Origin of the sequence: Streptomyces sp. NPDC017991 (assembly GCF_044328075.1) — a bacterium.
Lineage (GTDB): Bacteria > Actinomycetota > Actinomycetes > Streptomycetales > Streptomycetaceae > Streptomyces.
Map to the genome: position 1 here is coordinate 260,134 of NZ_JBIRGP010000002.1, position 24,756 is coordinate 284,889.

At 70.8% G+C, this 24,756-nt stretch carries 21 protein-coding genes and 1 pseudogene; 10 read left to right on the plus strand and 12 right to left on the minus strand.

Features of this window, described 5'->3' with window-relative positions:
- The first annotated feature begins 50 nt into the window (after positions 1-50).
- The 4 genes from ACH4DZ_RS05760 to ACH4DZ_RS05775 are packed head-to-tail and all read left to right on the plus strand — an operon-like array spanning position 51 to position 5,122.
- Positions 51-1,013 carry an ABC transporter permease gene (locus ACH4DZ_RS05760; RefSeq protein WP_398285681.1) on the plus strand — a complete coding sequence of 321 codons (963 nt, stop codon included), beginning with the start codon at positions 51-53 and terminating at the stop codon, positions 1,011-1,013.
- Positions 1,013-3,034, plus strand: coding sequence for a dipeptide/oligopeptide/nickel ABC transporter permease/ATP-binding protein (locus tag ACH4DZ_RS05765; RefSeq protein ID WP_398286211.1), 2,022 nt, complete (start codon positions 1,013-1,015; stop codon positions 3,032-3,034). The genes ACH4DZ_RS05760 and ACH4DZ_RS05765 overlap by 1 nt, the downstream gene beginning before the upstream one ends.
- Positions 3,035-3,047: 13 nt before the next feature.
- Entirely contained in the window at positions 3,048-4,187 is a 1,140-nt protein-coding gene (locus ACH4DZ_RS05770) for an oligopeptide/dipeptide ABC transporter ATP-binding protein (protein ID WP_398286212.1), read from the plus strand.
- The gene (locus ACH4DZ_RS05775; RefSeq protein ID WP_398285682.1) at positions 4,187-5,122 is read left to right on the plus strand and encodes a dihydrodipicolinate synthase family protein; all 936 of its coding nucleotides are present in this window, start codon (positions 4,187-4,189) and stop codon (positions 5,120-5,122) included. Before ACH4DZ_RS05770 ends, ACH4DZ_RS05775 begins: the two co-directional genes overlap by 1 nt.
- Before the next feature lie 302 nt (positions 5,123-5,424).
- Here the strand turns inward: ACH4DZ_RS05775 and ACH4DZ_RS05780 are convergent, their stop codons facing one another.
- Positions 5,425-6,135, minus strand: a complete 711-nt coding sequence (locus ACH4DZ_RS05780) for a TerB family tellurite resistance protein (protein ID WP_398285683.1) — start codon at positions 6,133-6,135, stop codon at positions 5,425-5,427.
- Positions 6,136-6,308: 173 nt separating this feature from the next.
- Complete coding sequence (gene leuA, locus ACH4DZ_RS05785) at positions 6,309-8,030, minus strand: 2-isopropylmalate synthase (RefSeq protein WP_398285685.1); 1,722 nt, start codon at positions 8,028-8,030, stop codon at positions 6,309-6,311.
- A gap of 677 nt (positions 8,031-8,707) precedes the next feature.
- On the opposite strand from leuA, the gene ACH4DZ_RS05790 reads away from it, so the two are divergent.
- From ACH4DZ_RS05790 to ACH4DZ_RS05805, 4 genes are all read left to right on the plus strand, one after another.
- Complete coding sequence (locus tag ACH4DZ_RS05790; protein WP_398285686.1) at positions 8,708-9,778, plus strand: M4 family metallopeptidase; 1,071 nt, start codon at positions 8,708-8,710, stop codon at positions 9,776-9,778.
- A 39-nt stretch (positions 9,779-9,817) separates the two neighbouring features.
- Entirely contained in the window at positions 9,818-10,084 is a 267-nt protein-coding gene (locus tag ACH4DZ_RS05795) for a protealysin inhibitor emfourin (RefSeq protein ID WP_398285687.1), read from the plus strand.
- A gap of 110 nt (positions 10,085-10,194) precedes the next feature.
- A complete protein-coding gene (locus ACH4DZ_RS05800) occupies positions 10,195-11,613 on the plus strand; it encodes a GH1 family beta-glucosidase (protein ID WP_398285688.1) in 1,419 nt (472 codons plus the stop codon).
- Positions 11,610-12,875, plus strand: a complete 1,266-nt coding sequence (locus tag ACH4DZ_RS05805; protein WP_398285689.1) for an MFS transporter — start codon at positions 11,610-11,612, stop codon at positions 12,873-12,875. Before ACH4DZ_RS05800 ends, ACH4DZ_RS05805 begins: the two co-directional genes overlap by 4 nt.
- Before the next feature lie 194 nt (positions 12,876-13,069).
- Here ACH4DZ_RS05805 and era read toward each other — a convergent pair whose 3' ends face one another.
- Positions 13,070-14,029 (minus strand): GTPase Era, encoded by a 960-nt coding sequence (era, locus tag ACH4DZ_RS05810; protein ID WP_398285690.1) that lies wholly within the window; start codon positions 14,027-14,029, stop codon positions 13,070-13,072.
- A 220-nt stretch (positions 14,030-14,249) separates the two neighbouring features.
- Here era and ACH4DZ_RS05815 point away from each other — a divergent pair, with 220 nt between their 5' ends.
- Both ACH4DZ_RS05815 and ACH4DZ_RS05820 read left to right on the plus strand, forming a co-directional pair.
- Positions 14,250-15,593 (plus strand): ammonium transporter, encoded by a 1,344-nt coding sequence (locus ACH4DZ_RS05815; protein ID WP_398285691.1) that lies wholly within the window; start codon positions 14,250-14,252, stop codon positions 15,591-15,593.
- Complete coding sequence (locus ACH4DZ_RS05820) at positions 15,590-15,928, plus strand: P-II family nitrogen regulator (RefSeq protein ID WP_398285692.1); 339 nt, start codon at positions 15,590-15,592, stop codon at positions 15,926-15,928. The genes ACH4DZ_RS05815 and ACH4DZ_RS05820 overlap by 4 nt, the downstream gene beginning before the upstream one ends.
- 622 nt (positions 15,929-16,550) lie before the next feature.
- Here ACH4DZ_RS05820 and ACH4DZ_RS05825 read toward each other — a convergent pair.
- From ACH4DZ_RS05825 to ACH4DZ_RS05865, 9 genes and pseudogenes are all read right to left on the minus strand, one after another.
- Positions 16,551-16,910: pseudogene (locus tag ACH4DZ_RS05825) on the minus strand (DUF916 domain-containing protein); the annotation flags it as partial.
- Between the two features lie 146 nt (positions 16,911-17,056).
- Positions 17,057-18,382, minus strand: coding sequence for a beta-xylosidase (locus ACH4DZ_RS05830; protein ID WP_398285693.1), 1,326 nt, complete (start codon positions 18,380-18,382; stop codon positions 17,057-17,059).
- A 262-nt stretch (positions 18,383-18,644) separates the two neighbouring features.
- Positions 18,645-19,118 (minus strand): hypothetical protein, encoded by a 474-nt coding sequence (locus ACH4DZ_RS05835; RefSeq protein ID WP_398285694.1) that lies wholly within the window; start codon positions 19,116-19,118, stop codon positions 18,645-18,647.
- Between the two features lie 533 nt (positions 19,119-19,651).
- Positions 19,652-20,014 (minus strand): cytidine deaminase, encoded by a 363-nt coding sequence (locus ACH4DZ_RS05840; RefSeq protein ID WP_398285695.1) that lies wholly within the window; start codon positions 20,012-20,014, stop codon positions 19,652-19,654.
- Positions 20,015-20,037: 23 nt separating this feature from the next.
- Positions 20,038-20,397, minus strand: a complete 360-nt coding sequence (locus ACH4DZ_RS05845) for an MmcQ/YjbR family DNA-binding protein (RefSeq protein ID WP_398285696.1) — start codon at positions 20,395-20,397, stop codon at positions 20,038-20,040.
- Complete coding sequence (locus tag ACH4DZ_RS05850) at positions 20,394-21,707, minus strand: hemolysin family protein (protein WP_398285697.1); 1,314 nt, start codon at positions 21,705-21,707, stop codon at positions 20,394-20,396. Before ACH4DZ_RS05850 ends, ACH4DZ_RS05845 begins: the two co-directional genes overlap by 4 nt.
- On the minus strand, positions 21,704-22,201 hold the full coding sequence (gene ybeY / locus ACH4DZ_RS05855; protein ID WP_398285698.1) for an rRNA maturation RNase YbeY: 498 nt from the start codon (positions 22,199-22,201) through the stop codon (positions 21,704-21,706). Before ybeY ends, ACH4DZ_RS05850 begins: the two co-directional genes overlap by 4 nt.
- A gap of 12 nt (positions 22,202-22,213) precedes the next feature.
- The gene (locus ACH4DZ_RS05860) at positions 22,214-23,272 is read right to left on the minus strand and encodes a PhoH family protein (protein WP_398285699.1); all 1,059 of its coding nucleotides are present in this window, start codon (positions 23,270-23,272) and stop codon (positions 22,214-22,216) included.
- 168 nt (positions 23,273-23,440) lie between these two features.
- Positions 23,441-24,550: a carbohydrate kinase family protein gene (locus ACH4DZ_RS05865; protein WP_398285700.1), complete on the minus strand. Its 1,110-nt coding sequence runs from the start codon at positions 24,548-24,550 to the stop codon at positions 23,441-23,443.
- Between the last annotated feature and the right edge of the window lie 206 nt (positions 24,551-24,756).

The following is a 24,756-nucleotide window of genomic DNA, read 5'->3' on the forward strand; positions in this document are numbered from 1 at the left end:
GCCCCTGAAGGCAAAAGGGACAGCCAGTTGGGGCGAGGAGAGGCAGAGTCTTGGTCGCGGTCGTTCGGATTCTGATGCGCCGGATCGTTCTGCTTGTTCCGTTGATGCTCGGGATCATCATGTTCGTGTTCGTCGTGATGCGGTTCTCGGACAGTGATCCGGCGTCCGCGTACTTCCAGGGCGCGAACCCGACCGAGCAGCAGCTGCACGACTTCAGGGAGCGCAACGGACTGCTGGACCCGTTCCTCGTGCGGTACTTCGACTTCGTCGGGGATCTGCTCCGGGGTGACATGGGGGTCAGCGCGCTGACGCGGGCGCCGGTCGTCGACCAGGTCACCACCGCGCTGCCGCTCACCATGCAGCTGACCTTCCTGGGCCTGGGCATCGCGGTGGCCCTGTCGCTGCTCGGCGGTGTCACGGCCGCGATCTACCAGGACCGCTTCCCCGACCAGTTGATCCGGGTCGTCTCGCTCACCGGGGTCGCGGCGCCCGGCTTCTGGCTGGCGCTGCTGATGATCCAGTACCTCGCCGTGGACGCGGGCTGGTTCCCGACCAGCGGATACGTCAATCCCGCCGACTCGTTCACCGGCTGGCTGAAGACCATGACGCTGCCCGCGCTGGCCCTCTCCCTGCCGGTCGCCGCCCAGCTCACCCGGATCGTCCGCACGGCCGTCGTGGAGGAGCTGGACCGGGACTACGTACGGACGGCGATCGGCAGCGGGCTGCCCCCGGTGGTCGTGGTCGGCCGGAACGTCCTGCGCAACGCCCTGATGAACCCGCTGACCGTGCTCGGTCTGCGCGTCGGCTATCTGCTCGGCGGTGCGGTCGTCATCGAGACGATCTTCAACCTGCCGGGGATGGGCAAGCTCATGATCGACGCCGTGAAGAACGGCGATCCGGCCGTCGTGCAGGGCGGCGTCCTCACCATCGCCTTCGGGTTCGTCGTCGTGAACCTCGTCATCGACATCCTCTATCTGCTGGTCAACCCGCGTCTGAGGAGTGCCGAGGCATGATGCTGATGTACCGGAAGCGGCTCACCGACGCGCTTTCCCTGCCCTGCCTCCGCCTCAAGGGGTTCACCCGGCTGCCCCTGATCTCCCGGATCGCCGTCGCCGTCATCGGGGTCGTCGTCCTCACCGCCCTGCTGGCCCCGCTCATCGCCCCGCACGACCCGCTCGAACAGTTCCCGCTGGCCGATCAGGGGAACGGCGAGGGCGCCCCCTCGGCCGAGCACTGGATGGGGCAGGACAGCCTGGGCCGGGACATCCTCAGCCGGCTGATGTACGGGGCCCGCTGGTCCCTCGCCATCGGCCTCGGCGCGACCGCGCTCGCCCTGGTCGTGGGCGCGGTCATCGGCGCGCTCGCGGCGACCTCCCGCAAGGCCCTCGACGAGACGCTGATGCGCGGCCTGGACATCGTCATGGCCTTCCCGGGCATCGCGCTCGCGGCCGTCTTCGTCGCGGTGTTCGGCGGCGGCATCCCGATCCTCATCGGCGCGATCGCCTTCCTGTACATGCCGCCGATGGCCCGGGTCGTACGGGCCAACGTGATGGCCCAGTACGGCGAGGACTACGTGACCGCCGAGCGGGTCATCGGAGCGCGCACCCCGCACATCGTGTGGCGGCACGTGGCCGTCAACTGCGCCGCCCCGGTCCTGGTCTTCTGCACGGTGCAGGTCGCCGAGGCGATCGTCTTCGAGGCGTCGCTGTCCTTCATCGGCGCGGGCGTGCGGCCACCGGACCCGTCCTGGGGCAGTGTCATCGCGGACGGCAAGAACATGGTGCTGACCGGCGGCTGGTGGGCGACCGTGTTCCCCGGCCTGCTGATGCTGGTGACCGTGCTCTCCCTGAACATCCTCTCCGAGGGCGTCTCGGACGCGTGGGCGGCGCCCGCGGCCCGGGACGTGCCCACGCGCGAGGAGGAGGACCGCCTTGAGGCACCCGAACCGGGCAGCGGGAAGGTCCTGGAGCTGCCGGGGCTGACCGAGGCGGCCCGGCGGCTGCGCGGCCGGGCCCGCCCCCTCCCCGAGGGACGGCGACCGGTACTGAGCGTCGAGAACCTGGCCATCGGTTTCGCTGCCCGCCACGGGGGTGTGGACATCGTCGACGGCATCAGTTTCGACGTACAGCCCGGTGAAGTCCTGGGGCTGGTCGGCGAGTCCGGCTGCGGCAAGTCGCTGACCGCGCTCACGGTGATGGGCCTGCAGCCGAAGGGCGCGCGGGTCCGCGGCCAGGTGCGGTTCGACCAGCGGCAGTTGGTCGGCGAGCCGATGAGCGTACGGCGCAAGCTCCTCGGCCACGAGATGGCGATGATCTACCAGGACGCCCTGTCGTCGCTGAACCCGGCGATGACGGTCCGCGCCCAGCTCAAACAGGTGATCAGAAGGGGCGGCACCCGCACGGGCACCGAACTCCTCGAACTGGTCGGCCTGGACCCCGACCGCACCCTGCGCAGCTACCCGCACGAGCTGTCCGGCGGCCAGCGCCAGCGCGTACTGATCGCGATGGCGCTCTCCCGCGACCCCGGGCTGATCGTCGCCGACGAACCGACGACCGCCCTCGACGTCACCGTGCAGGCGCAGATCATGGAGCTGCTGCTGCGGCTGCGGGCCGAGCTGGACTTCGCGCTCGTCCTCGTCTCGCACGACTTGGCGCTCGTCGCGGACGTCACCGACCGGGTGGTCGTGATGTACGGCGGCCAGATCGTCGAGTCGGGCGTGACGGCGGACCTGGTGGAGTCGCCGTCCCACCACTACACGCGCGGCCTCCTCGGCAGTGTCCTGTCGCTGGAGTCGGCGGCCGAACGGATGACGCAGATCAAGGGGGTCGTGCCGTCCCCGGCGGACTTCCCGGCGGGCTGCCGTTTCGCCGACCGCTGCCCGATGGCGACGGAGGTGTGCCGGACGACGGCCCCGCGCCTGGCGGGCCCGCCCGGCCGCCACGAGGTCGCCTGCCACCATCCGGCGATCGCGCTGACGACCACCACGACCACGGCCACGACCGGCCCGGCCGGGCCGACGGAAGCGAGGCCGTGACATGAACGCCGACATGAACGCCGGCACGAGCGGTGACACAGGCGGTGCCGCGAGCGCACCGGCCGGCCCCCTGGTGGAGCTGAACGACGTGCACGTCGTCCACAGGGCGCGCACCGGCGGCCTGTTCTCCCGCGACCGGGTGTACGCCCTGACCGGCGCCGATCTCACCATCGCGCCCGGCGAGACGGTGGGCGTCGTCGGCGAGTCCGGCTGCGGCAAGTCGACGCTCGCCAAGGTCCTGGTGGGAGTGCAGAGGCCGACCTCCGGGACGGTGTCCCTGCGGGGCGGCGACCTGTGGACGATGGCCCCGGCGCTGCGCCGGACGACGGTGGGCGCGGGCACCGGCATGATCTTCCAGGACCCGTCGACGGCCCTGAACCGCCGGCTGACGGTACGGCAGATCCTGCGCGACCCGCTGGACGTGCACAGACGGGGCACGGCCGCGCAACGCGACGAGCGCGTACGCGAGTTGATGTCCCTGGTCGGACTGCCCAGGGCGCTGGCGGACGGCCTCCCCGGCCAGCTCTCCGGCGGTCAGCGCCAACGGGTCGCCATCGCACGGGCGCTGGCCCTCGACCCGGACCTGGTGGTCGCCGACGAACCGACGAGCGCGCTGGACGTCTCGGTCCGCGCCCAGATCCTCAACCTCCTCCTCGACCTGAAGGAGCGGCTCGGTCTGGCGCTGGTCTTCGTCTCGCACGACATCCAGACCGTACGGAGGATGAGCGACCGCGTCATCACGATGTACCTCGGCCGGATCGTCGAGGAGTCCCCGGCCGACGAGGTGACCGACCGGTCCCGGCACCCGTACACCCGTGCCCTCTTCTCCGCGACGCCCGGTCTGCTGGACCCCATCGACCCGATCCCGCTCGTCGGCCCCGTCCCGTCGGCCACCCGCCCGCCGAGCGGCTGCCCCTTCCGGACGCGCTGCTGGAAGGCGGACGGGGTGTGTGCCGAGACGATGCCCGGCTTCGCGGCCGCGTCGACCCCCGGGCACCGCTTCCGCTGCCACCATCCTGTGGAGGACGGTCTGTCGACCCGGGACCTGGTCGCACAGGCGGTCACCGCCGTACCGCGGGCCACGGCCCTCAGCCGAGACAATCGTGACAATAGAGATGATCGAGACAACCGAGACGATCAAAGGGAGCCTTGATGACCCTTCCCGCCCCGCTGACCGGTGTCGTACCGCCCGTCTGCACGCCCCTGACACCGGACCGCAAGGTGGACGTCCCCTCACTGATCAGGCTGGTCGACCATCTGCTGGAGGGCGGGGTGGACGGCCTGTTCGTCCTCGGAACGTCCTCCGAGGCCGCGTACTTGACGGACCGTCACCGGCGGTTGATCGTCGAGACGGTGGTCGGCCATGTGTCGGGCGGGGTGCCCGTCCTCGCCGGCGCCATCGACATGACGACCCCGCGCGTCCTCGACCACGTCCGGTACGTCACGGACGCGGGCGCCGACGCCGTGGTCGTGACGGCGCCCTTCTACACCCGCACCCATCCGGCGGAGATCGCCCGCCACTACCGTCTCGTCGCCGCGCGTTCGCCGGTGCCGGTCTTCGCGTACGACCTGCCGGTCGCCGTCCACTCCAAGCTGGGCGCCGAACTGGTGCTTGAGCTGGCGGCCGAGGGGACACTGGCCGGGCTCAAGGACTCCAGCGGGGACGAGGGCGGGTTCCGGGCGGTCGTGACCGGGGCCCGGGCGCACCCCGGCGTCACCGGTTTCAGCGTGCTGACCGGGTCCGAGCGGGTCGTGGACTCCGCGCTGGCGATGGGGGCGGACGGGGCGGTGCCGGGGCTGGCGAACGTCGACCCTGCCGGGTACGTGCGGCTGTACCGGCTGTGCCGGGAGGGGGAATGGGCGCTGGCCCGGGCCGAGCAGGAGCGGTTGTGCGCGTTGTTCGGGATGGTTCGGGTGGGGGACGGGGGGCGGATGGGGGGTTCGTCCTCGGCGCTCGGCGCGTTCAAGGCGGCGCTGCGGTTGCGGGGGGTCATCGCGTGCGCGGCGGTGGCGGAGCCGCAGGTGCCGCTGTCCGCGGAGGAGGTGGAAGGGGTGGGGAAGTTCCTGGCGGGGGCGGGGTTGTTGTAGGTCTTCTCCTCAGCGGGATCCCAAGACACGAGGTCGGCGGCGAAACTAGTGCGGCCCGAGGGACAGGGCAATGCCCCGCGCCCCTGAGAGGCGAAAGCTCACGCTGACCGAGCGCTTGCGCCTGCGGGCCCGGTGGGGGTCGGCCGCGCAGTTCCCCGCGCCCCTCAAAAGCGGGGCTGCGCCCCAGCTTTTGCCCTTAGGGGGCGCGGGGAACTGCGCGATCAGCCCCCACCGGGCCGCACCCGTACGCGCGGCCTTTCGTCGTTCAGGGGCGCGGGGAACGGCGCAGTCTTTTGGCGTGGTCAGGACGGCGTGCGCGCCGCCGTGAGCAGGCGTGTCACATCGTCCGAGCAGATCGTCAGCGCCGCACCGACCGTCGTGAGCGCCTCCCGCTCGGCCGGCGTGTACGGCCCGTCCGCGAGAGCGATCCGCGCCCCCTGGAGGAGGATCGCCTCACGGCCTGAGGGGGCGAGGTGGGGCGCCAGCGGGTCCAGGGCCTCATGCAGCTCTATGGACAGCCCCGGCCCGCACGGCTCCCCGAAGATCCGCCCGGTGTCGGCGGCGAGCGCCTCCACGAGCGCGGCCAGCTGCTCCTCCGTACAGTCGTCGAAGCCCGCCGAGCGAACGGCACCCGCGGCCGTCTCCAGCGACGTACGGGCACACGTGCCCCCCGCGGCGAGCACGGCGAGCGCGACGGTGTGGACGGCGTCACGGAGCATCGCCGAGAAGCGCGTGGTCGTCGGATGGTCGAGGACGTCCGCGCTGTAGTGGTTCCCGCAGGCCGCGCACTCGACGACGGGGCCGGTCTCGCCGCGCGGCATGACCGGGACGCCGAGGCAGGTGAAGCGGCGGCGGCCGGTGAGGCGCTGGTAGTTGCGGTCGCCTCCGCAGCCCGGGCAGAAGAACTCGCCGTCACCGACGGTGGTCCACGCCGTCCTGATTCCGAGGATGCGCGAAACGCCCACCGTGCCGGCACGGACAAACCGGCCGTTTCGTCCCCATCCTGGCAGCACGTTCGCACCTCCGTAACCCCACGGCAACATCGCCGCGTTGGCGTGATGTTAGCCACATTGTTGATGCGGAGTCAGTACCCCGGGAGAGGCCACTCGGCGACATGGCTGGATCAACGCAGTGGTCCCGCCCGCCTGTGAGGCGGACGGGACCACAGAAACGCAGGTGAAAGGCCTTATCGTGTGGCGCGGTTGACGGCGGAGACGACAGCCTTCAGTGATGCGCGTGTCGTATTCGCGTCGATGCCGATTCCCCACAGGACCTTGTCGCCGATCGCGACCTCGATGTACGAGGCGGCCACCGCGGAGGCGCCCTCGCTCATCGTGTGCTCCTGGTAGTCCAGCAGGCGGGCGTCGACGCCGATGCCCTGCAGCGCGTGGAAGAACGCGGAGATCGGCCCGTTGCCGGTGCCGACCAGGGTGGTCTCGGCACCGTCCACCTCGGCCTCGACGGTGAGCGTGTCCACGCCGTCCTTGTCCGTCGTGGACTGGCCGTTGCGGACCTGGACACGGCCCCAGGGGTTCTCCGGGTTCGGCAGGTACTCGTCCCGGAAGGCCGCCCAGATGTCCTTCGGGGTGACCTCGCCGCCCTCGGCGTCCGTCTTCGCCTGGATGATCCGCGAGAACTCGATCTGCATCCGGCGCGGCAGGTCCAGCTTGTGGTCGTTCTTCAGGACGTACGCGATACCGCCCTTGCCGGACTGCGAGTTGACCCGGATGACGGCCTCGTACGAGCGGCCGACGTCCTTGGGGTCGATCGGCAGGTACGGGACGGCCCACTCGATGCCGTCGACCGTGACGCCCTTGGCGGCGGCGTCGGCCTCCATCGCGTCGAAGCCCTTCTTGATGGCGTCCTGGTGGGAGCCGGAGAAGGAGGTGTAGACGAGGTCGCCGACGTACGGGTGGCGGGCGTGGACCTCCATCTGGTTGCAGTACTCGGCGGTGCGCCGGACCTCGTCGATGTTCGAGAAGTCGATCTGCGGGTCGACACCCTGCGAGAACAGGTTCATGCCCAGCGTGACCAGGTCGACGTTGCCGGTGCGCTCGCCCTGCCCGAACAGGCAGCCCTCGACGCGGTCGGCGCCGGCCATCAGCGCCAGCTCGGCGGCGGCCACCGCCGTACCGCGGTCGTTGTGCGGGTGGACGGACAGGCAGACGTGCTCGCGGCGGGACAGGTTGCGCGACATCCACTCGAAGCGGTCCGCGTGCGTGGAGGGGGTCGAGCGCTCCACCGTGGCGGGCAGGTTCAGGATGATCTCGCGGTCCGGGCCCGGCTGCCAGACGTCCATGACGGCCTCGCAGACCTCCAGGGCGAAGTCCAGCTCGGTGTCGGTGAAGATCTCGGGGCTGTACTGGTACCCGAAGGTCGTCTCGGGGCCCAGCAGCTTCTCCGCGTACTCGACCACCAGACGGGTGCCGTCGACGGCGATCTGCTTGATGTCGTCCCTGGAGCCGCGGAAGACGACGCGGCGGAAGACCGGCGCGGTGGCGTTGTAGAGGTGGACGTTGGCGCGCTTGGCGCCCTTCAACGACTCGACGGTCCGCTCGATCAGGTCCTCGCGGGCCTGGGTCAGTACGGAGATCGTCACGTCGTCGGGGATCGCGCCCTCTTCCTCGATGATCGAGCGCACGAAGTCGAAGTCGGTCTGTCCCGAGGCCGGGAAGCCGACCTCGATCTCCTTGTAGCCCATCGACACCAGCAGGTCGAACATCTCACGCTTGCGCGCGGGCGACATGGGGTCGATCAGGGCCTGGTTGCCGTCACGCAGGTCGGTGGAGAGCCAGCGGGGGGCGGCGGTGATCCGGTTGTCCGGCCACGTACGGTCGGGGATGTCGACCTGGTCGTACGGGCGGTACCTGTGGATCGGCATGGTGGTGGGCTGCTGGCGGTTCGCCATGATGCGTGGGCTCCTCTGGGTCCGTTTGATCCTCGGAACCGAGCGGATTCGGTCCTGAGGGACGGCCGACGGCGCAACGCCAGAACTCCGCGGGGAGGGGGTCGGCCTCGACTACAGGCCCTCGCCGCGGCAGCTAAGGAGAAGCAGCCCGAAACGCATGATGCTCCGCATGTTATCGGAGTGGCGCGGCGCCCGAGCGCCCGTATCACTATGCGGGACGCGGCACGGCTCCCCTGACCGATTGCGCCGTTCCCCGCGCCCCTACAAGCCTAAAGACTGCGCAGTTCCCCGCACCCCCGGGACGAGCGCCGCACCCGCCGCCGCACGCGCACCTCAAAGATCGCGCAGTTCCCCGCGCCCCTGAGAGCCGCCGCGGACCACAGCGCAGGGTCACCCCCCCAGGGGCGCGGGGAACGGCGCAGTCTTTTGTCTTTGGGGCGCGGGGAACTGCGCAGCCCTTGGCTTTTCTGGGGGCGCGGGGAACGGCGCAGTCTTTGGCTTTTAGGGGCGCGGGGAACTGCGCGGCCAGCCACGACGGGCCCGCACCCGCCCACAGGCACCGCACCCGTACCCGCCCGTACACGAAACCGGACCCCCACGCCCCCCTTATCCCCCCATTTCACCAATCATGGTTGCCCCTAGTGACAGTCACGTCACACAGTGCAATGGTGCCGGGCATGACGACACACGGCGGCTTCGAGCCCGTCTTCTGCACCATCATCCCGCCCCACGTCCTCGACACCCTGTCCCAGGCAGAGGACCGAGCGCTCGCCGGCAAGGCCCGCCGCACCCTGGAGCGGGACGCACGGGAGCGCACCCACCGCCGGCTGACGACAGTCCTCGGCGCACCCGCCCTCGCCCCGCCGGGCGGCGCCGCCGAGGACAAGCCCCACCGCACGATCCACGACGCGAAGCACAAGCAGGACCTGCCCGGCAAGAAGGTGCGCGGCGAGGGCGACAAGCCCGGCAAGGACGCCACGGTCAACCGCGCGTACGCCGGCCTGGGCGCCACCTTCGACCTGTTCCTGAAGGCGTACGGGCGCAACTCGATCAACGGCGAGGGGCTGCCGCTGAACGCGACCGTGCACTTCGACGAGGAGTACAACAACGCCTTCTGGAACGGCGAGCAGATGGTGTTCGGCGACGGTGACGGCGAGATCTTCCTCGACTTCACCATCCCGGTCGACGTCATCGGCCACGAACTCGCGCACGGCGTCACGCAGTACACAGCGAACCTCACGTACTTCGGCCAGCCGGGCGCGCTCAACGAGTCGATGTCCGACGTCTTCGGCTCGCTCATCAAGCAGTACACGCTCGGCCAGAGCGTCACCGAGGCCGACTGGCTGATCGGCGCGGGCCTGCTCGCCCCGCGCGTCACGGGCACGGCCCTGCGCTCGATGAAGGCCCCGGGCACGGCGTACGACGACGACGTGCTCGGCAAGGACCCGCAGCCCGCCACGATGGACGACTACGTCCGCACCGGCCGCGACAACGGCGGGGTGCACATCAACTCCGGCATCCCCAACCACGCCTTCTACCTGGCCGCGACCGCGCTGGGCGGGCCGGCCTGGGAGCGGGCCGGGAAGATCTGGTACAGCGTGCTGACCGGCGGCGAGCTGGACTCGAAGGCGAGCTTCTCGGACTTCGCCAAGCTGACCCTGGCCCAGGCACGCGCCCTGTTCGGCGAGGGCGAGGAACTGCAGGCCGTCAGCAAGGCGTGGGAACAGGTCAAGGTACCGACCGGGTGAGCGTGGCTCGGGCCCGCGATTCGTACTAGACAGGGACCCATGCGTATTCAGGTACGACGCACAGGCGGATTCGCGGGCATCGAGCGGCACGCCGAGGTGGACACCTCGGGCCGCGCCGATGCCCAGGAATGGCACGCCCTGGCCGAGCAGGCGGTCGCCGCCGGCCGGAGCACGCCCCCCACAGGCGTCCCGGACGGCTTCAGCTACGAGATCACGGTGGACGGGAAGACGGTCCACTGCGCGGACCCGCGTCTGACGGACGAGCAGCGGAAACTGATCTCCAGGGTCCTGAAGGAGGGCGCGTAGGCACCCCGGCGGGGCCGATACGGGACCGGCGGGACCAGTACCGGCCCAGTAACGGCCAGTTCACGCAACGTTGTTGACTTCGCTCACCGCCGGTACGGATGATCGCGCGCATGGCGAACACGGTGAACGCGGTGAACGCGGTGAACGCGGTGAAGGCGGCGAGCACGGCGAAGACGGCGGCAGCGGCATCGGACCCGATACCCCGATTCCCCGCCGGCTTCCTCTGGGGGGTCTCCACCTCGGCCCATCAGATCGAGGGCGCGGCCGACCGCCGGGAGCGCTCCGTGTGGGACGCCTTCACGGCCGAACCGGGTCGGGTGAAGGACGGTTCGACGGCCGCGGTGGCCTGCGACCACTACCACCGCTACCCCGAGGACGTGGCGCTCCTGCGCGACCTCGGGGTGGACGCGTACCGCTTCTCCGTCTCCTGGCCGCGGGTGAACTCCCCCGGCGGCCTGGACTTCTACGACCGGCTGGTCGACGAGCTGTGCGCGGCGGGCGTACGCCCCGTCCCGACCCTCTTCCACTGGGATCTGCCGGTGTCGGAGGCCGACGCGGGCGGCTGGCTCGAACGGGACACGGCCGGACGGTTCGCCGAGTACGCCGCGCTGGTCGCCGCCCGCCTCGGCGACCGGATCAGCAAGTGGATCACCCTCAACGAGCCGGCCGAGCACACCCTGCTGGGCCACGCCCTGGGGGCGCACGCGCCCGGAAAGCAGCTTCTCTTCGACGCGCTGCCCGCCGCCCACCACCAGTTGCTGGCCCACGGCCTCGCCGTACAGGCCCTGCGGGCGGCCGGGGTGACGGACATCGGGATCGCCAACTCGCACGGCCCGACCTGGCCCGCCTCCCAGGAACCCGCGGACCTGGAGGCGGCCGGCTTCTACGACCTGCTCCTCAACCGGCTGTTCGCCGACCCGGTGCTGCTCGGGCGGTACCCGGAGGGCATCGGCGAACTGATGCCCGGCGGCGCCGAGGACCTCGCGGCGGACCTGAAGACCATCGGACAGCCGGTCGACTGGTACGGGATCAACTACTACGCGCCGACGAGGGTGGGCGCGCCGCAGGGCGCGGAGATCGAGTTCGGCGGACTGACCATGCCCGCCGAACTCCCCTTCTCGGTACGGAAGATCGAGGGCTACCCGGTCACGGACTTCGGCTGGCCTGTGGTGCCGGAAGCGCTCACCGAACTGCTGGTGGACTTCCGCGGACGGTACGGCGACCGGCTGCCGCCCGTCGTCATCACGGAGAACGGCTGCTCGTACGAGGGTCTGGACGACCAGGAGCGGATCACCTACCTGGACGGTCATCTGCGGGCCCTGCACCGGGCGTCGGAACAGGGCGTGGACGTCCGCGGGTACTTCGTGTGGTCGCTTCTCGACAACTTCGAGTGGGCCGAGGGGTACGCGCGCCGCTTCGGCCTGGTGCACGTCGACTTCGAGACCCTGGAACGGACCCCGAAGGCTTCGTACCACTGGCTGCGGGACGTCCTGCGGACCCAGAGGCCGGGACACCCGGGACAGTCGTGACGGCGTCCGCGCACGGGCCCGCGCCCGGCCCGGCGCTCGCCGAGCCCGTCGAGCGGGTGGGCCGGGGCTGGACGGCGACCCTCTCGCTCGCCAACTGGGCGATCTGGGTGGGCTGGTTCGGCCCGCTGCAGATCCTCCTCGCCTCCCAGGCGGAGGACTTCGCGCCCGGCACCGGCCTGTCGAAGGAGGCCGTCCTGGCCTGGGTGACGGGCGCGGGCGCGGTGGTGTCGCTGCTCGTGAACCCCGTCTTCGGCGCGCTGTCCGACCGTACGACGTCCCGCTGGGGCCGCCGTACCCCGTGGATCGTGGCGGGCGCGGCGGGCGGCGCGCTGTCGCTGCTGCTCCTCGGGGCGGCGGGCGGCCCGTGGACCATGGCGCTCGGCTGGTGCCTGGCGCAGCTGACCCTGAACGCGGCCTGGGCCGCCGTGACGGCCGCCGTGCCGGACCGGGTGCCGCGGCGGCAGCGGGGCGCGGTGGGCGGCTGGCTGGGCGCGGCGCAGATCCTGGGCGTCGTCGGCGGGACGGGTCTGGCGACGCTGGCCGGGGGCGTCACGGCGGGCTACGCGGCCTGTGCGGCCTTCACCGTGCTGGGCGTCCTGCCGTACGTGCTGCGCCACCGGGACATCCGGCTGCCCCGCGCGGCTCGCCCGCCCTGGTCCTGGCGCGGTTTCCTGGGCTCCTTCTGGCTGAGCCCGCGCCGCCACCCGGACTTCGGCTGGGCCTGGCTGACAAGGTTCCTCGTCAATCTGAGCAACAGCCTCGGCGTCATGTACCTGCTCTACTTCCTGCGGGACCGCCTGCATCACCCCGATCCCGAGCAGGGCGTACTGATCCTGACGGCGTTGAACGCGTCGATGCTGCTCGCCACGGTCGTCGTCGCCGGGATGTGGTCGGACCGGGTGGGCCGCCGTAAACCATTCGTGACCTGCTCGGGCGTCGTCATGGCGATCGCGGCCGGAGTGATCGCGGCCTGGCCGACGTGGACCGGCACGGTGGTCGCCTCGGTGCTCCTGGGTCTGGGCTTCGGCGTCTTCGCGTCGGTGGACTTCGCGCTGATGACCGACGTGCTGCCGAAGGCGCTGGACCGCGGCAAGGACCTCGGCGTGATCAACGCGGCCAACGCCGTTCCGCAGGTCGCGGCGCCTGTGCTGGCCGCGCCGATCGTGACGTATCTGGGGGGATACCGGGTGCTGTACGCCGTGGCGGCGGTGGTGGGGTTGGCGGGGGCGGTTCTGGTGAACCGGATCAAGGGGGTGGAGTGAGGGGGTGGAGTGAGGGGTTTTCCTCGCCCCCGCCGCCCCTACCCGTTCCCGTCGACGACTCGGGGGCCGGCCCCCGAACCCCCGGTCCTCAAACGCCGGACGGGCTGAAAAGCATCTTTCAGCCCGTCCGGCGTTTGAGGACGAGCGCGCAAGCGCGAAAGGGGGGTCTGGGGGCGCAGCCCCCGGGGACAGGGTCAGAAGCCGAGCTTGCGGAGTTGGCGCGGGTCCCTCTGCCAGTCCTTCGCGACCTTCACATGCAGGTCCAGGAAGACCGGCGTACCCAGCAACGCCTCGATCTGCTTGCGCGACTTGATCCCGACTTCCTTCAGCCGCTTGCCCTTGGGACCGATGACGATCCCCTTCTGGCTGGGCCGCTCGATGTAGACGAACGCGTGGATGTCGAGCAGCGGCTTGTCGGCCGGCCGGTCCTCGCGCGGCAGCATCTCCTCCACGACGACGGCGATGGAGTGCGGCAGCTCGTCCCGGACCCCCTCCAACGCGGCCTCCCGGATCAGCTCGGCCACCATGACCTGCTCGGGCTCGTCCGTGAGGTCGCCCTCCGGGTACAGAGCCGGGCCCTCGGGGATCAGCGGGACGAGGAGGTCCGCCAGCAGGTCGACCTGCTGGTCGGCGACCGCCGACACGGGCACGATCTCGGCCCACTCGAAGCCCAGCTCCTTGCCGAGCTGGTCGATGGCGATGAGCTGCTCGGCGAGCGTCTTGCTGTCGACGAGGTCGGTCTTCGTGACGATCGCGATCTTCGGCGTCTTCTTGATGGACGCCAGTTCCTTCGCGATGAAGCGGTCGCCGGGACCGAGCTTCTCGTTCGCGGGGAGGCAGAACCCGATCACGTCGACCTCGGCCCACGTCGTACGGACGACGTCGTTGAGCCGCTCGCCGAGGAGCGTGCGCGGTTTGTGCAGCCCCGGGGTGTCCACCAGGATCAACTGGGCGTCGGCCCGGTGCACGATGCCGCGTACCGTGTGCCGCGTGGTCTGCGGCTGGTTCGCGGTGATCGCCACCTTCTGGCCGACCAGAGCATTCGTGAGGGTGGACTTGCCCGCGTTGGGGCGGCCCACGAAGCAGGCGAAGCCGGCGCGGTGGGGTGCCCCCGAGGATTCCGGCGGCTCGGATGACTGGGTACGAACGCTCATGGCGCCCATTGTCCCTGATCGTCGGGGCCCCGCCGTACCAGGATTCCGGCCCCTGCCGCCGATCGACGGCAGGCCGGGCTCCCCGTGAGCTTCCGGAAACCCCCGCGCAACACGAAACGTGACGGAAACACACCTGTACGCGACCGGAAACGCGGACCCGTGACGCTCTGACGAGCCCCCACCAGCCAGCCCCCACCAGCCCCCACCTGTTGGAGACCCCGTGCCCCTGGCCGCCGGACCCGCCACGACCGTCGCCGCGTCCCTCGACACCGGTGACACCGCCTGGCTGCTCGCCGCCACCGCGCTCGTCCTGCTCATGACTCCGGGTCTCGCCCTCTTCTACGGCGGCATGGTCCGCACGAAGAGCGTCCTCAACATGCTGATGATGAGCTTCGTGTCGATCGCCCTGGTCACGGTCGTGTGGCTGGCCGTCGGCTACTCGCTCGTGTTCGGCGACGACCACGCCGACACCGGAGTCGGCGCGCTCATCGGCGGCCTGGAGCACGCGGGCATGGCGGGCCTCGGCCCGGACAGTGTCCAGGGCACGGTCCCGACGCTTCTCTTCGCCACCTTCCAGCTGACCTTCGCGATCATCACGGCGGCGCTGGTCAGCGGTGCGGTCGCGGACCGCGCGAAGTTCGGGGCGTGGCTGGTCTTCGTCCCCCTGTGGGCGCTGCTCGTATACGTTCCTGTCGCCCACTGGGTGTGGGGTCCCGGCGGCTGGATCCTGGAGGACCTGGGCGCCCTGGACTTCGCGGGCGGGCTGCCCGTCGAGATCACTTCGGGGGCGTCCGGACTGGCGTTGTGCCTGGTCCTGGGCCCGCGGCTCGGTTTCAAGAAGGACGCGATGCGCCCGCACAACCTGCCGATGGTGATGCTGGGCGCGGGTCTGCTGTGGTTCGGCTGGTTCGGCTTCAACGCGGGCTCGGCGCTCGGTGCGAACGGTCTCGCCGCCGCCGCCTTCCTCAACACCCTGGCCGCGGGATGCACCGGGCTGCTCGGCTGGCTCTTCGTGGAGCAGCGGCGCGACGGCCACCCCACCACCCTGGGCTCGGCGTCCGGCGCGGTCGCGGGCCTGGTCGCCATCACCCCGTCCTGCGGTTCGGTCTCGCTGCTCGGCGCACTGGTCATCGGCCTCGCCGCCGGTGTCGTCTGCTCGTACGCGGTGGCCTGGAAGTTCACGTTCAACTACGACGACTCGCTGGACGTCGTCGGCGTGCACCTGGTCGGCGGTGTCATCGGCACCCTGTTCATCGGGGTCTTCGCCACCGGGACCATGACCGGCGGGGCCGAGGGCCTGCTGTACGGCGGCGGGTTCGGGCAGCTCGGCAGGCAGCTGGTGGCGATCGTGGCCGTCGGCGCGTACGCCTTCGCCGTCACGTACGGCGTCGCCAAGCTGATCGACAGGGTCGTGGGGCTGCGGGCCGACGAGGAGCACGAGCAGACCGGCCTGGACCTTACGGTGCACGCCGAGACCGCTTACGATCACGGGGTCCTGGGCCAAGGCGCCCCGGTCTCCTCCTCCGTCCTCTCCACCACGCAGAAGGCCAGGCCCCAGGCATGAAGCTCATCACCGCGATCATCAAGCCGCACCGCCTCGACGAGGTGAAGACCGCTCTGCAGGAGATCGGCGTGCACGGGCTGACCGTCACGGAGGCCAGCGGGTACGGGCGTCAGCGTGGCCACACCGAGGTGTACCGCGGCGCCGAGTACCGCGTCGACCTCGTACCGAAGGTCCGTATTGAGGTCGTCGTCGGGGACTCGGACGCCGAGCCCGTCATCGAGGCGATCGTGAAGGCCGCCCGGACGGGGAAGATCGGCGACGGGAAGGTGTGGGCGGTTCCGGTGGAGACGGTGGTCCGGGTACGGACGGGCGAGCGCGGCCCGGACGCTCTCTGACCCCGCCCTCACCTCTGCCTCTACCTCTGCCTCTGTCTCTACCTCTGTCGCTGCTTCTCCCCCTGACCTTGATCACCACCACCGCTGCCGCGATGCCCGCTCCCAGTACCACGGCCAGCAGCCACGGCAGGGCGAAGAACGACGTGCTCGCCGACTCGCGGGTGTCGCGCGCGCTGGCGGTCAACGTCACATCCCCCCAGTCGAGTTGGGGCGCGCCGCGCCACTTCGCGCTGAGCCGCACCCGCTGGCCGGGCAGCAGCTCGGAGGGGATCCCGGCCAGGTCGCGGGAGAGCAGCGTACGGCCGAAGAGCCCTTCGGCCGTCAGCCGCACCTTGGGGTCCAGGGTGACGTTCCCGGTGTTGTGGAGGGTGTACGAGACGGTGGCCGTGCTGTCGCCGGCGCCGGGGAACAGGGGCTGGTGGTGGCTGACGCGGACCTTCTCCACGGCGACCGCCGGTACGGTCGGCCCGCCCACCCGCAGATAGATCCGGGCGCCGACGGCCCGCTGGACGCCGACCTCGACCGCGCCCTCCCCCGTGTCGATCCGCTCGTCCAGGGCGACCAGGGCGCCCGGGTGGTCGCCGGGTTCGGCCGACTCGGGGACCCTCAGCGTGAACGGCACGGTGACCTTGCCGTGCGCGGGAACGGTGACCCTGTCCTCGGCGGGCTTCGCCCAGGCGCCCACGCCCCGCTGCCTCTCCTTCCAGGTCCGCACGGCGAATCCGCCGTCCCGCGCGGTGTTGTACGCGTCGGCCGCGTAGAGCCGGAACGTCAGCGGTCGCCCGGTCTTGTTGGTGACGGCGACCTCGTCCTCGATGGTCGTGCCCGGGTCGGCGGAGAGGTGGAAGTACGGCCGCGAGGCGAGTTCCGACGCGACGGGGAAGACCGACCAGCTGCCGTTGTCGGCGGCGCGCGCGGGTGTTCCGCCGGTCACCGCCATGGCGAGGAGCAGAAGCAGGAGCGAGCGGAACGACTTACGCATGGGTGCGGACCCCCGGGGGCGGACGGGACGGAGGAGGAGGCCGAGCGGGTGGAACGGAGGGGAGGCCGGGCGGATGGGACGGAGGAGGCCGGGCGGGTGCGCGCCCGGCCTCCGGCGGGCGCCGGACTTCTGACGGCCCGTCCGCTCTAGGTGAGGGTGAGCGTCAGCACGCCGGAGTACGAGCCGGGCGGGGTGAACGCCGGAACGTTCAGCGAGAGCCGGGCGTCGACGGTGAACTCACCGCCGGTGAGCGTGCCGTTGGGCGTGGACGCCAGCGTCGCGCCCGCACTGCCGACCGCACCGGGTGAACCGGCCCGGCAGGTGCTGGGGCTGCCGGTCTTGGTGAGGCAGACCGGGGTCCAGCCCAGCTTGGCGGCGTCGATCGTCGCCCCCGCGGGGCCGGTGAAGTCGGTGACCTTGCCGGTCAGGGACCAGCCCGCGGGTCCGCCGCGGAAGTCCTTGACGGTGACCGTCTGCAGCGAGCCGCGGGAGAAGCCGCCCTTGCCGTAGTCGACGGCCGCGAGTTCGACGGTGTCCCCGGCCTGGGTCATGGACAACGTCCCCGCCTTGACGGAGGAGTTGAGCTTCTGGCTGTTGGCGGGCAGGGGCGTGTCGTCGATGACGACATAGGCGGCAGGGCCCGCGCCCTTGTCGTCGCTCCAGGCACTCCCCTCGTACGCCACCACTCCGGTGGTCGCCTTGTCGCTGACGGCCAGGCTGCCGCTGATGGCTCCCTGGGCGTTCGCGGTGGCGGTCGCCTTGTCGGCCGTCTGGGCGGCGCCGGCCCGTCCGGCGAGGGTGACCGCCGCGCCCGGAGCGAAGTTCGACCCCGTGACGGTCACGCTGTCACCGGGCTTGCCGGAGGCCGTACCGAGGCTGATGGCACGGTTGTTGGTCTGTCCGCCGCCGGTCGCGGTGATCGTCTCGGAGACGGGGGCGGGCGGGGTGATGACCGTGCACGGGGTGTCCAGCTCCAGGAGGTAGCTGGTGTGGATGTTGTAGTCGCCGGGCGACAGGGTGATCGCGCCGGGCGCGGTGACCGTGAAGGTGCCGGTCATCGAGAACGACGGGAAGGCGCCCTTGCCCGGGACCGGGTCGTTCTTCTTCGGGCCCGCGACCGTGAGGTCACCGCTCTGCGCGCCGCCCAGGGTCACCTTGCCGGTGGGCGTCATGATGTCGGCGGGCAGCGCGATGTCGACGGGGTTGCTCGCGGCGGGCTTGACCACCGTGTAGGTGACGGCGACCGTGTCGCCCACCTCGGGTGCGGCGTTGTCGACGGTGATCTTGGCGGTGGTGGTGCCGTCGATCGGAGGGATGCCCGCGATGGGCGGCGGGACGCAGTGCGTGGCGAAGTCGACCTGCTGCGGATCCGCGTTCGCGGGGCAGGCGAACGCGCCTCCCGCGGTGACCGCGAGTGCGGCCGTTCCGAGAAATGCCGCCCAGCGGCGGCGTCTTCGGGTTCCTGAACCCATGGGTGCCCCTCCTGTGGATGTGGGCGCTGCGCGCCGACAGGAGGTCATTGATGTGCGGGTCGTGTGAGAAGTCAATGGAACCCTGAAGCATCAACTGATGGGCCATCAGCTTCTGTCAACTTACCGCCTGTGTCCGCGAGTTGACGTTCCGAACGCCGGAACAGCGGACGGACCGGTGCCGCCGCGCGCCGGGCGGCACCGGCCCGTACCGGGCCACTGCCCGTGGGGGGACCGTGCGCCTGACGCGCCTACGTTCCGGTGATCACTCGAACACGAACGGACCCGGCGACTGCGGCCCGTCCGCCGTACAGGTGATGGTGATACCGAAGACCGTCATCGTCAGGGAGCCGCCGAAGGCCTCCAGGCTGTCGCCGGCCGCGACGGTACCGGGCAGCGGGCCGACCGTGACGCCGTCACCGGCGGCGATCGCGGGGTTCTCGGTACCCGTGAAGACGGTCGTGCCGCCGCCCGCCTTCGCCAGGGTGAGGGTGGAGGCGACCGAGTCCTCGGCGAGCGCGAGCGGGCTGGTGATCTCGGACGAGCTGACGGTGAGGGTGGCGGCGGTGCCGTCCTGGGTGGCCGTGAGGGTGGCCTCACCACCGCCGTAGATACCGCAGTCCGCGACGATCGTGGCGGTCTGGGGGACCACGGCCGCGGCGCCCGGGGCGAGCGCGAGGCCGGCGGCGAGGGTGCCGGCGGCTAACGCCGCACCGATTCCGAGTCGCTTACTGATCATTGGTTTCCCTTCCCTAGTACGGGAATTGCCGTGTGGGGACGGCCGACGGGCGCTTCGCCGACGACTGGCTGCCGACGCGGATCTGACGGCCCGTCGGAAGAGCTGGCGTCTATTGAGGCGCGAGCGCCTCACGATTGCAAGAGAAACGGTGGTGATTCTTCCGCTCCAGCGGGCTCCCCCTGGGAGCTCCGCCCCCACTCCCCCGGTCGCGCAGTTCCCCGCGCCCCTGAAGCGCCCGACTCGCCGTCGCACGCGCACCTGAAAGATTGCGCAGTTCCCCGCGCCCCCAAGCCAAAAGCCTGCGCCGTTCCCCGCGCCCCTGAAGATCAAAAGATTGCGCCGTTCCCCGCGCCCCTTGGAGCGGGGCTGCGCCCCGGCTCTCGGGTGCGGGGGCGCGCCAGCCCATCCAGGGGCGCGGGGAACGGCGCAATCTTTTGGCTTTTAGGGGCGCGGGGAACGGCGCAGGCTTTTCGGTTTTTAGGGGCGCGGGGAACTGCGCGACCCGCCCCCACCGGGCCCGCGGACGAGAACCCTCAGCCCGCGGTCACCACGGCCCGCACCACCCCGTCCGCCCCCGCGACAAACACCGGCGTGGCCGCACCACCAAGATCCCGCACCGCCGCGAGGTCATCGTCCGCCAAGGACGACGGCTCCCCCCCGCCCACCACAACCGCCGCCGCCTCCAAAGACGTAGCCCCCGAGGCGACAGCCATCGCCACCGCCGTCCGCAGCGCGCTCAACCGCAGCGAGGGCAGTGCGACGGTGCCCGCCACATACGTACGGCCGTTGTCGTCCCGCACGGCCGCCCCCTCGGGCACCCCGTTGCGGGCCCGGGCCGCACGGGCCAGGGTGACGATCTTGCGGTCCTCGGGATCGAGCGCGGTGCTGTCGGTCATGCCCAGAGCATACGTACGACCGCTCAGGGCCGGTCCAGCCGCAGCCGCTCGGCCCGCGGCAACCCCGCCACCACCAGGTCGTACGAGTCCTCGACCAGCTCCCGGACGAGCCGGTCGGGCAGCGAGCCGTCCACGGTCACGGTGTTCCAGTGGCGCTTGTTCATGTGCCAGCCCGGGATGATCAGCCCCTCGTGCTCGCCGCGCAGCCGCACCGCGTCCTCGGGGTCGCACTTCAGGTTGACCGTCAGCGGAGTGCCCTCCAGGGAGCTGAGCGCGAACATCTTCCCCAGCACCTTGAAGACCGAGGTCTCCGGGTTGAAGGGGAACTCCTCCACGGCCGCGTTGAAGGACAGGCAGAGCGTGCGCAGCTCCTGCGGGGTCACTCCGGCTTCTCCTCCGGGGCAGCGGAATCGGCGTCGGCCGCGACAACGGGCTCGACCAGCACCGTGACGATCTTGTTCCGGCGCCCCGCCGACGCCTCGGCCGTCAGCAGCAGCTCACGGCCGTCGGGCAGTTCCACGACCGAGGACGCCCCGGCGATCGGCACACGGCCGAGCGCCTTGGCGAGCAGTCCGCCGACCGTCTCCACGTCCTCGTCGTCGTACGCCTCGAAGCCGTACAGCTCGCCGAGGTCACCGATGTCGAGCCGGGCGGTCACCCGGTAGCGGTCGTCGCCGAGGTCCTGCACGGGCGGCAGCTCACGGTCGTACTCGTCGGTGATCTCGCCGACGATCTCCTCAAGGATGTCCTCGATGGTGACGATGCCGGCCGTGCCGCCGTACTCGTCGATGACGACGGCCACGTGATTGCGGTCCTGCTGCATCTCGCGCAGCAGGTCACCGGCGTTCTTCGTGTCCGGCACGAACGCGGCGGGCCGCATGGCCGTGGACACCAGCTCACTCTCCGCGTCCCGGCTGATGTGCGTCTTGCGGGCCAGGTCCTTCAGGTACACGATCCCCACGATGTCGTCCTCGCTCTCCCCGGTGACGGGGACACGCGAGAAACCGGAGCGCAGGGCGAGGGTGAGCGCCTGCCGGATGGTCTTGTACCGCTCGATGACCACCAGGTCCGTACGCGGGACCATGACCTCCCGGACCAGCGTGTCGCCCAGCTCGAAGACGGAGTGCACCATGCGGCGCTCCTCGTCCTCGATGAGCGACTCCTTCTCCGCCAGGTCGACCATCGCGCGCAGCTCGGCCTCGGAGGCGAAGGGCCCGCGCCGGAAACCCTTGCCGGGCGTGAGCGCGTTGCCGATGAGGATGAGCAGGGGCGGGATCGGCCCCATGATCCTGGCCAGCGGCAGCAGCACGTACGCGGATGCCGTGGCCGTGTTCAGGGGGTGCTGGCGGCCGATGGTGCGCGGCGAGACACCGACGGCGACGTACGAGACGAGGACCATCACGCCGATGGCGACGGCCAGCGCCTGCCAGGTCTCGGTGAACTCCTTCAGGCAGGCGTACGTGACGAGGGCGGCGGACGCCATCTCGCACGCGACGCGCACCAGCAGCGCCACGTTCAGATAGCGGGTCGGGTCGGCGGCGACCTGGGCGAGCTTGGCGCTGCCGCGGCGGCCGGACCGTACCGCCTCCTCGGCGCGGAAGCTGGAGACGCGGGCGAGGCCGGCCTCCGCGCAGGCGGCGAGCCAGGCGATCACGACGAGGGCGATGGCACCCAGGACCAGTTGCGGACTCATGAGACGGTCGGGGCCGGGGAGGGGCCGTCGAGGCCCTTCTCCGCACGCCAGCCGTCCACGATGGCGGCCTGCAGACCGAACATCTCGGCCTTCTCGTCGGGCTCCTCGTGGTCGTACCCGAGCAGGTGCAGCACTCCGTGGACGGTCAGGAGCTGGAGTTCCTCGTCCATGGAGTGCTGCGTCTCGGCGTCCTTGCCCTGCTGCTCGGCGACCTCCGGGCACAGCACGATGTCACCGAGCAGTCCCTGCGGCGGCTCCTCGTCGTCCTTCGCGGGCGGCCGCAGCTCGTCCATGGGGAACGACATGACATCCGTGGGGCCCGGCAGGTCCATCCACTGGATGTGCAACTGCTCCATGGCGTCGGTGTCCACGACGATCACCGAGAGCTCGGAGAGCGGGTGGATACGCATCCGCGCGAGGGCGTAGCGGGCGATGTCGAGGATCGCCTGCTCGTCGACCTCGGTTCCGGACTCGTTGTTGACGTCGATCGACATGGTCGCGCTGGTCTACTTCCGTTTGGTACGGGCGCCCTTGTGGGTGCCGTTCTCCGTGCCGTTCTGGCTGTCGTACTTCTCGTACGCGTCGACGATACGGCCGACCAGCTTGTGCCGGACGACGTCCTGGGTCGTGAGCCGCGAGAAGTGGACGTCGTCGAGGCCCTCCAGGATGTCCTGGACCTGACGCAGACCGGACTTGGTGCCGCTCGGCAGGTCGACCTGCGTCACATCACCCGTGACCACGATCTTCGAATCGAAACCGAGCCGGGTGAGGAACATCTTCATCTGCTCGGCGCTGGTGTTCTGCGCCTCGTCCAGAATGATGAAGGCGTCATTGAGCGTGCGACCCCGCATATAGGCCAGTGGCGCGACCTCGATCGTGCCCGCCGCCATCAGGCGGGGGATCGAGTCCGGGTCGAGCATGTCGTGCAGCGCGTCGTACAGCGGGCGCAGGTAGGGGTCGATCTTGTCGTAGAGCGTGCCGGGCAGGAAGCCGAGCCGCTCTCCCGCCTCGACCGCCGGGCGGGTCAGGATGATGCGGCTGACCTGCTTGGCCTGCAGTGCCTGCACGGCCTTGGCCATGGCGAGGTAGGTCTTGCCCGTACCGGCGGGGCCGATGCCGAAGACGATGGTGTGCTTGTCTATGGCGTCGACGTACCGCTTCTGGTTGAGCGTCTTGGGGCGGATGGTGCGTCCGCGCGAGGACAGGATGTTCTGTGTGAGGACCTCGGCCGGGGTCTCCGGGCCGTCGCCCTCCCCGTTCTCCGTCGCCCGCAGCATGGCGATCGAGCGTTCCACCGCGTCCTCCGTCATCGGCTGTCCGGTGCGGAGCACCAGCATCATCTCGTCGAACAGTCGCTGGACGAGGGCCACTTCACGGGCGTCGCCGACGGCGCTGATCTCATTGCCCCGGACGTGGATGTCGGCCGCCGGGAAGGCCTTCTCGATCACGCGCAGGAGGACGTCCCCTGATCCCAGCACGGTCACCATGGGGTGCGCGGCGGGGACGGTGAAATGGGCTCGTGACTGCCCCTGCGCGGGGGTGTGAGCTGTGGGTGTCTGAGTCATGGGCCGGCTCTGTAGGCCTGCTCATCCTCCTCGGTGAGACACGCTTGCCGGTACGGCAGCCTGGTGTCTCCAAGAGTACGTCGGGGCACCGACAACCCCGTAGGACTTTTCCACCGCACCTGTGGCCCCACGGGTGTCTCCTCGCACGGATCAGGCAGATCAGGCGGATCAGGCGGATCTGCGGAATCCGATCGTCGGTACGGCCCGTCGCAGGGGCCAGGCCCGGGCGCTCTCCGGAAGCAGCGGTTCCAGGAAGGCGTACCGGCCGAGCGCCGCGGGATCCTGGTGGTCGTAGGACTGCACGCGGCGCCACCAGGCGGCGATCTCCGACCAGCCGGGCGCGGACAGCGATCCACCGAACTCCTGCACCGACAGGGCCGCGGTGAGGCCCGCGAAGGCGAGGCGGTCGGCGAGCGGCCAGCCGGCCAGCGTGCCCGTCACGAACCCGGCGACAAAGACGTCCCCGGCCCCGGTCGGGTCCATCGCCTCGACCTCGATGGCCGGAACCTCCGCGGTCTCGCCGGTCCGGCGGTCCACGGCGTACGCGCCCTCGGCACCCAGGGTGACGACGGCGAGCGGCACGTGCTCGGTGAGCGCGTGCGCGGCGGCGCGGGGACACGAGGCGCCCGTGTAGCGCATGGCCTCCTCGGCGTTCGGCAGGAACGCCTCGCAGTGCCGCAGGTCGGGGAGGCCGGCGAGGTCCCAGCGGCCCGTGTCGTCCCAGCCGACGTCGGCGAAGATCCGGGTGCCCCGCTGCGCCGCCCCGGCGATCCAGTGCGCGCTGGTGCCCGGCGTCAGCGAGGCGACGGCCGCCCGCGCGCGGGGCGAGCAGTCGGGCGCGGGCTCCTCCGGGGGCGGCTCGTGGCCGTGGCTGACCATGGTCCGCTCACCCTCGTACGCCATCGAGACGGTCACCGGGGAGTGCCAGCCGGGCGCGGTGCGGGACGCGGAGAGGTCGATGTGCTCGCCCTGCTCCAGGGCGTCCCAGCAGTACTCCCCGTAGTGGTCGTCCCCGAAGGCCGCCGCGAGCGAGGTCTTCAGGCCGAGCCTGGCGAGCGCGGTCGCCATGTTCGCGACGCCGCCGGGGCTGGAGCCCATTCCGCGGGCCCACGACTCGGTGCCGCGGACGGGGGCGGAGTCGAGTCCGGTGAAGATGATGTCGAGGAAGACGGTGCCGGTGAGGTAGACGTCCCAGGGCGGGTCGTCGGAGCGGCGCAGTTCGGCGAGTGGGTCGAACTGGGCCTGTCGGTACGGTCCCTTCCCGTTGGACGCGGTCACGGTGCGCTCCCCTGAGTGGTGCGGATTCAGGCCAGTGTGCACCAAACGCTCTTCAGGGCGGGGAGGGTCACGCCGGGCCCTCGCGTCCCGTCGGCCGCGGGTCGCCTCCCGCTCCGGTTCAGGCTCAGGACAGGCCGAAATCCCGCTCTGTTACCCGGAGCTTCACCTCTCAAACAGCAAGTGCTCCAGATCACACCTTGCGGCTT

Coding starts and splice junctions, on each gene's coding strand:
- ACH4DZ_RS05765 (WP_398286211.1), top strand. CDS start 1,013: ATGCTGATGTACCGGAAGCGGCTCACCGACGCGCTTTCCCTGCCCTGC.
- ACH4DZ_RS05770 (WP_398286212.1), top strand. CDS start 3,048: ATGAACGCCGGCACGAGCGGTGACACAGGCGGTGCCGCGAGCGCACCG.
- ACH4DZ_RS05775 (WP_398285682.1), top strand. CDS start 4,187: ATGACCCTTCCCGCCCCGCTGACCGGTGTCGTACCGCCCGTCTGCACG.
- leuA (WP_398285685.1), bottom strand. CDS start 8,030: ATGGCGAACCGCCAGCAGCCCACCACCATGCCGATCCACAGGTACCGC.
- ACH4DZ_RS05790 (WP_398285686.1), top strand. CDS start 8,708: ATGACGACACACGGCGGCTTCGAGCCCGTCTTCTGCACCATCATCCCG.
- ACH4DZ_RS05795 (WP_398285687.1), top strand. CDS start 9,818: ATGCGTATTCAGGTACGACGCACAGGCGGATTCGCGGGCATCGAGCGG.
- ACH4DZ_RS05800 (WP_398285688.1), top strand. CDS start 10,195: ATGGCGAACACGGTGAACGCGGTGAACGCGGTGAACGCGGTGAAGGCG.
- era (WP_398285690.1), bottom strand. CDS start 14,029: ATGAGCGTTCGTACCCAGTCATCCGAGCCGCCGGAATCCTCGGGGGCA.
- ACH4DZ_RS05820 (WP_398285692.1), top strand. CDS start 15,590: ATGAAGCTCATCACCGCGATCATCAAGCCGCACCGCCTCGACGAGGTG.
- ACH4DZ_RS05830 (WP_398285693.1), bottom strand. CDS start 18,382: ATGGGTTCAGGAACCCGAAGACGCCGCCGCTGGGCGGCATTTCTCGGA.
- ACH4DZ_RS05835 (WP_398285694.1), bottom strand. CDS start 19,118: ATGATCAGTAAGCGACTCGGAATCGGTGCGGCGTTAGCCGCCGGCACC.
- ACH4DZ_RS05840 (WP_398285695.1), bottom strand. CDS start 20,014: ATGACCGACAGCACCGCGCTCGATCCCGAGGACCGCAAGATCGTCACC.
- ACH4DZ_RS05850 (WP_398285697.1), bottom strand. CDS start 21,707: ATGAGTCCGCAACTGGTCCTGGGTGCCATCGCCCTCGTCGTGATCGCC.
- ybeY (WP_398285698.1), bottom strand. CDS start 22,201: ATGTCGATCGACGTCAACAACGAGTCCGGAACCGAGGTCGACGAGCAG.
- ACH4DZ_RS05860 (WP_398285699.1), bottom strand. CDS start 23,272: ATGACTCAGACACCCACAGCTCACACCCCCGCGCAGGGGCAGTCACGA.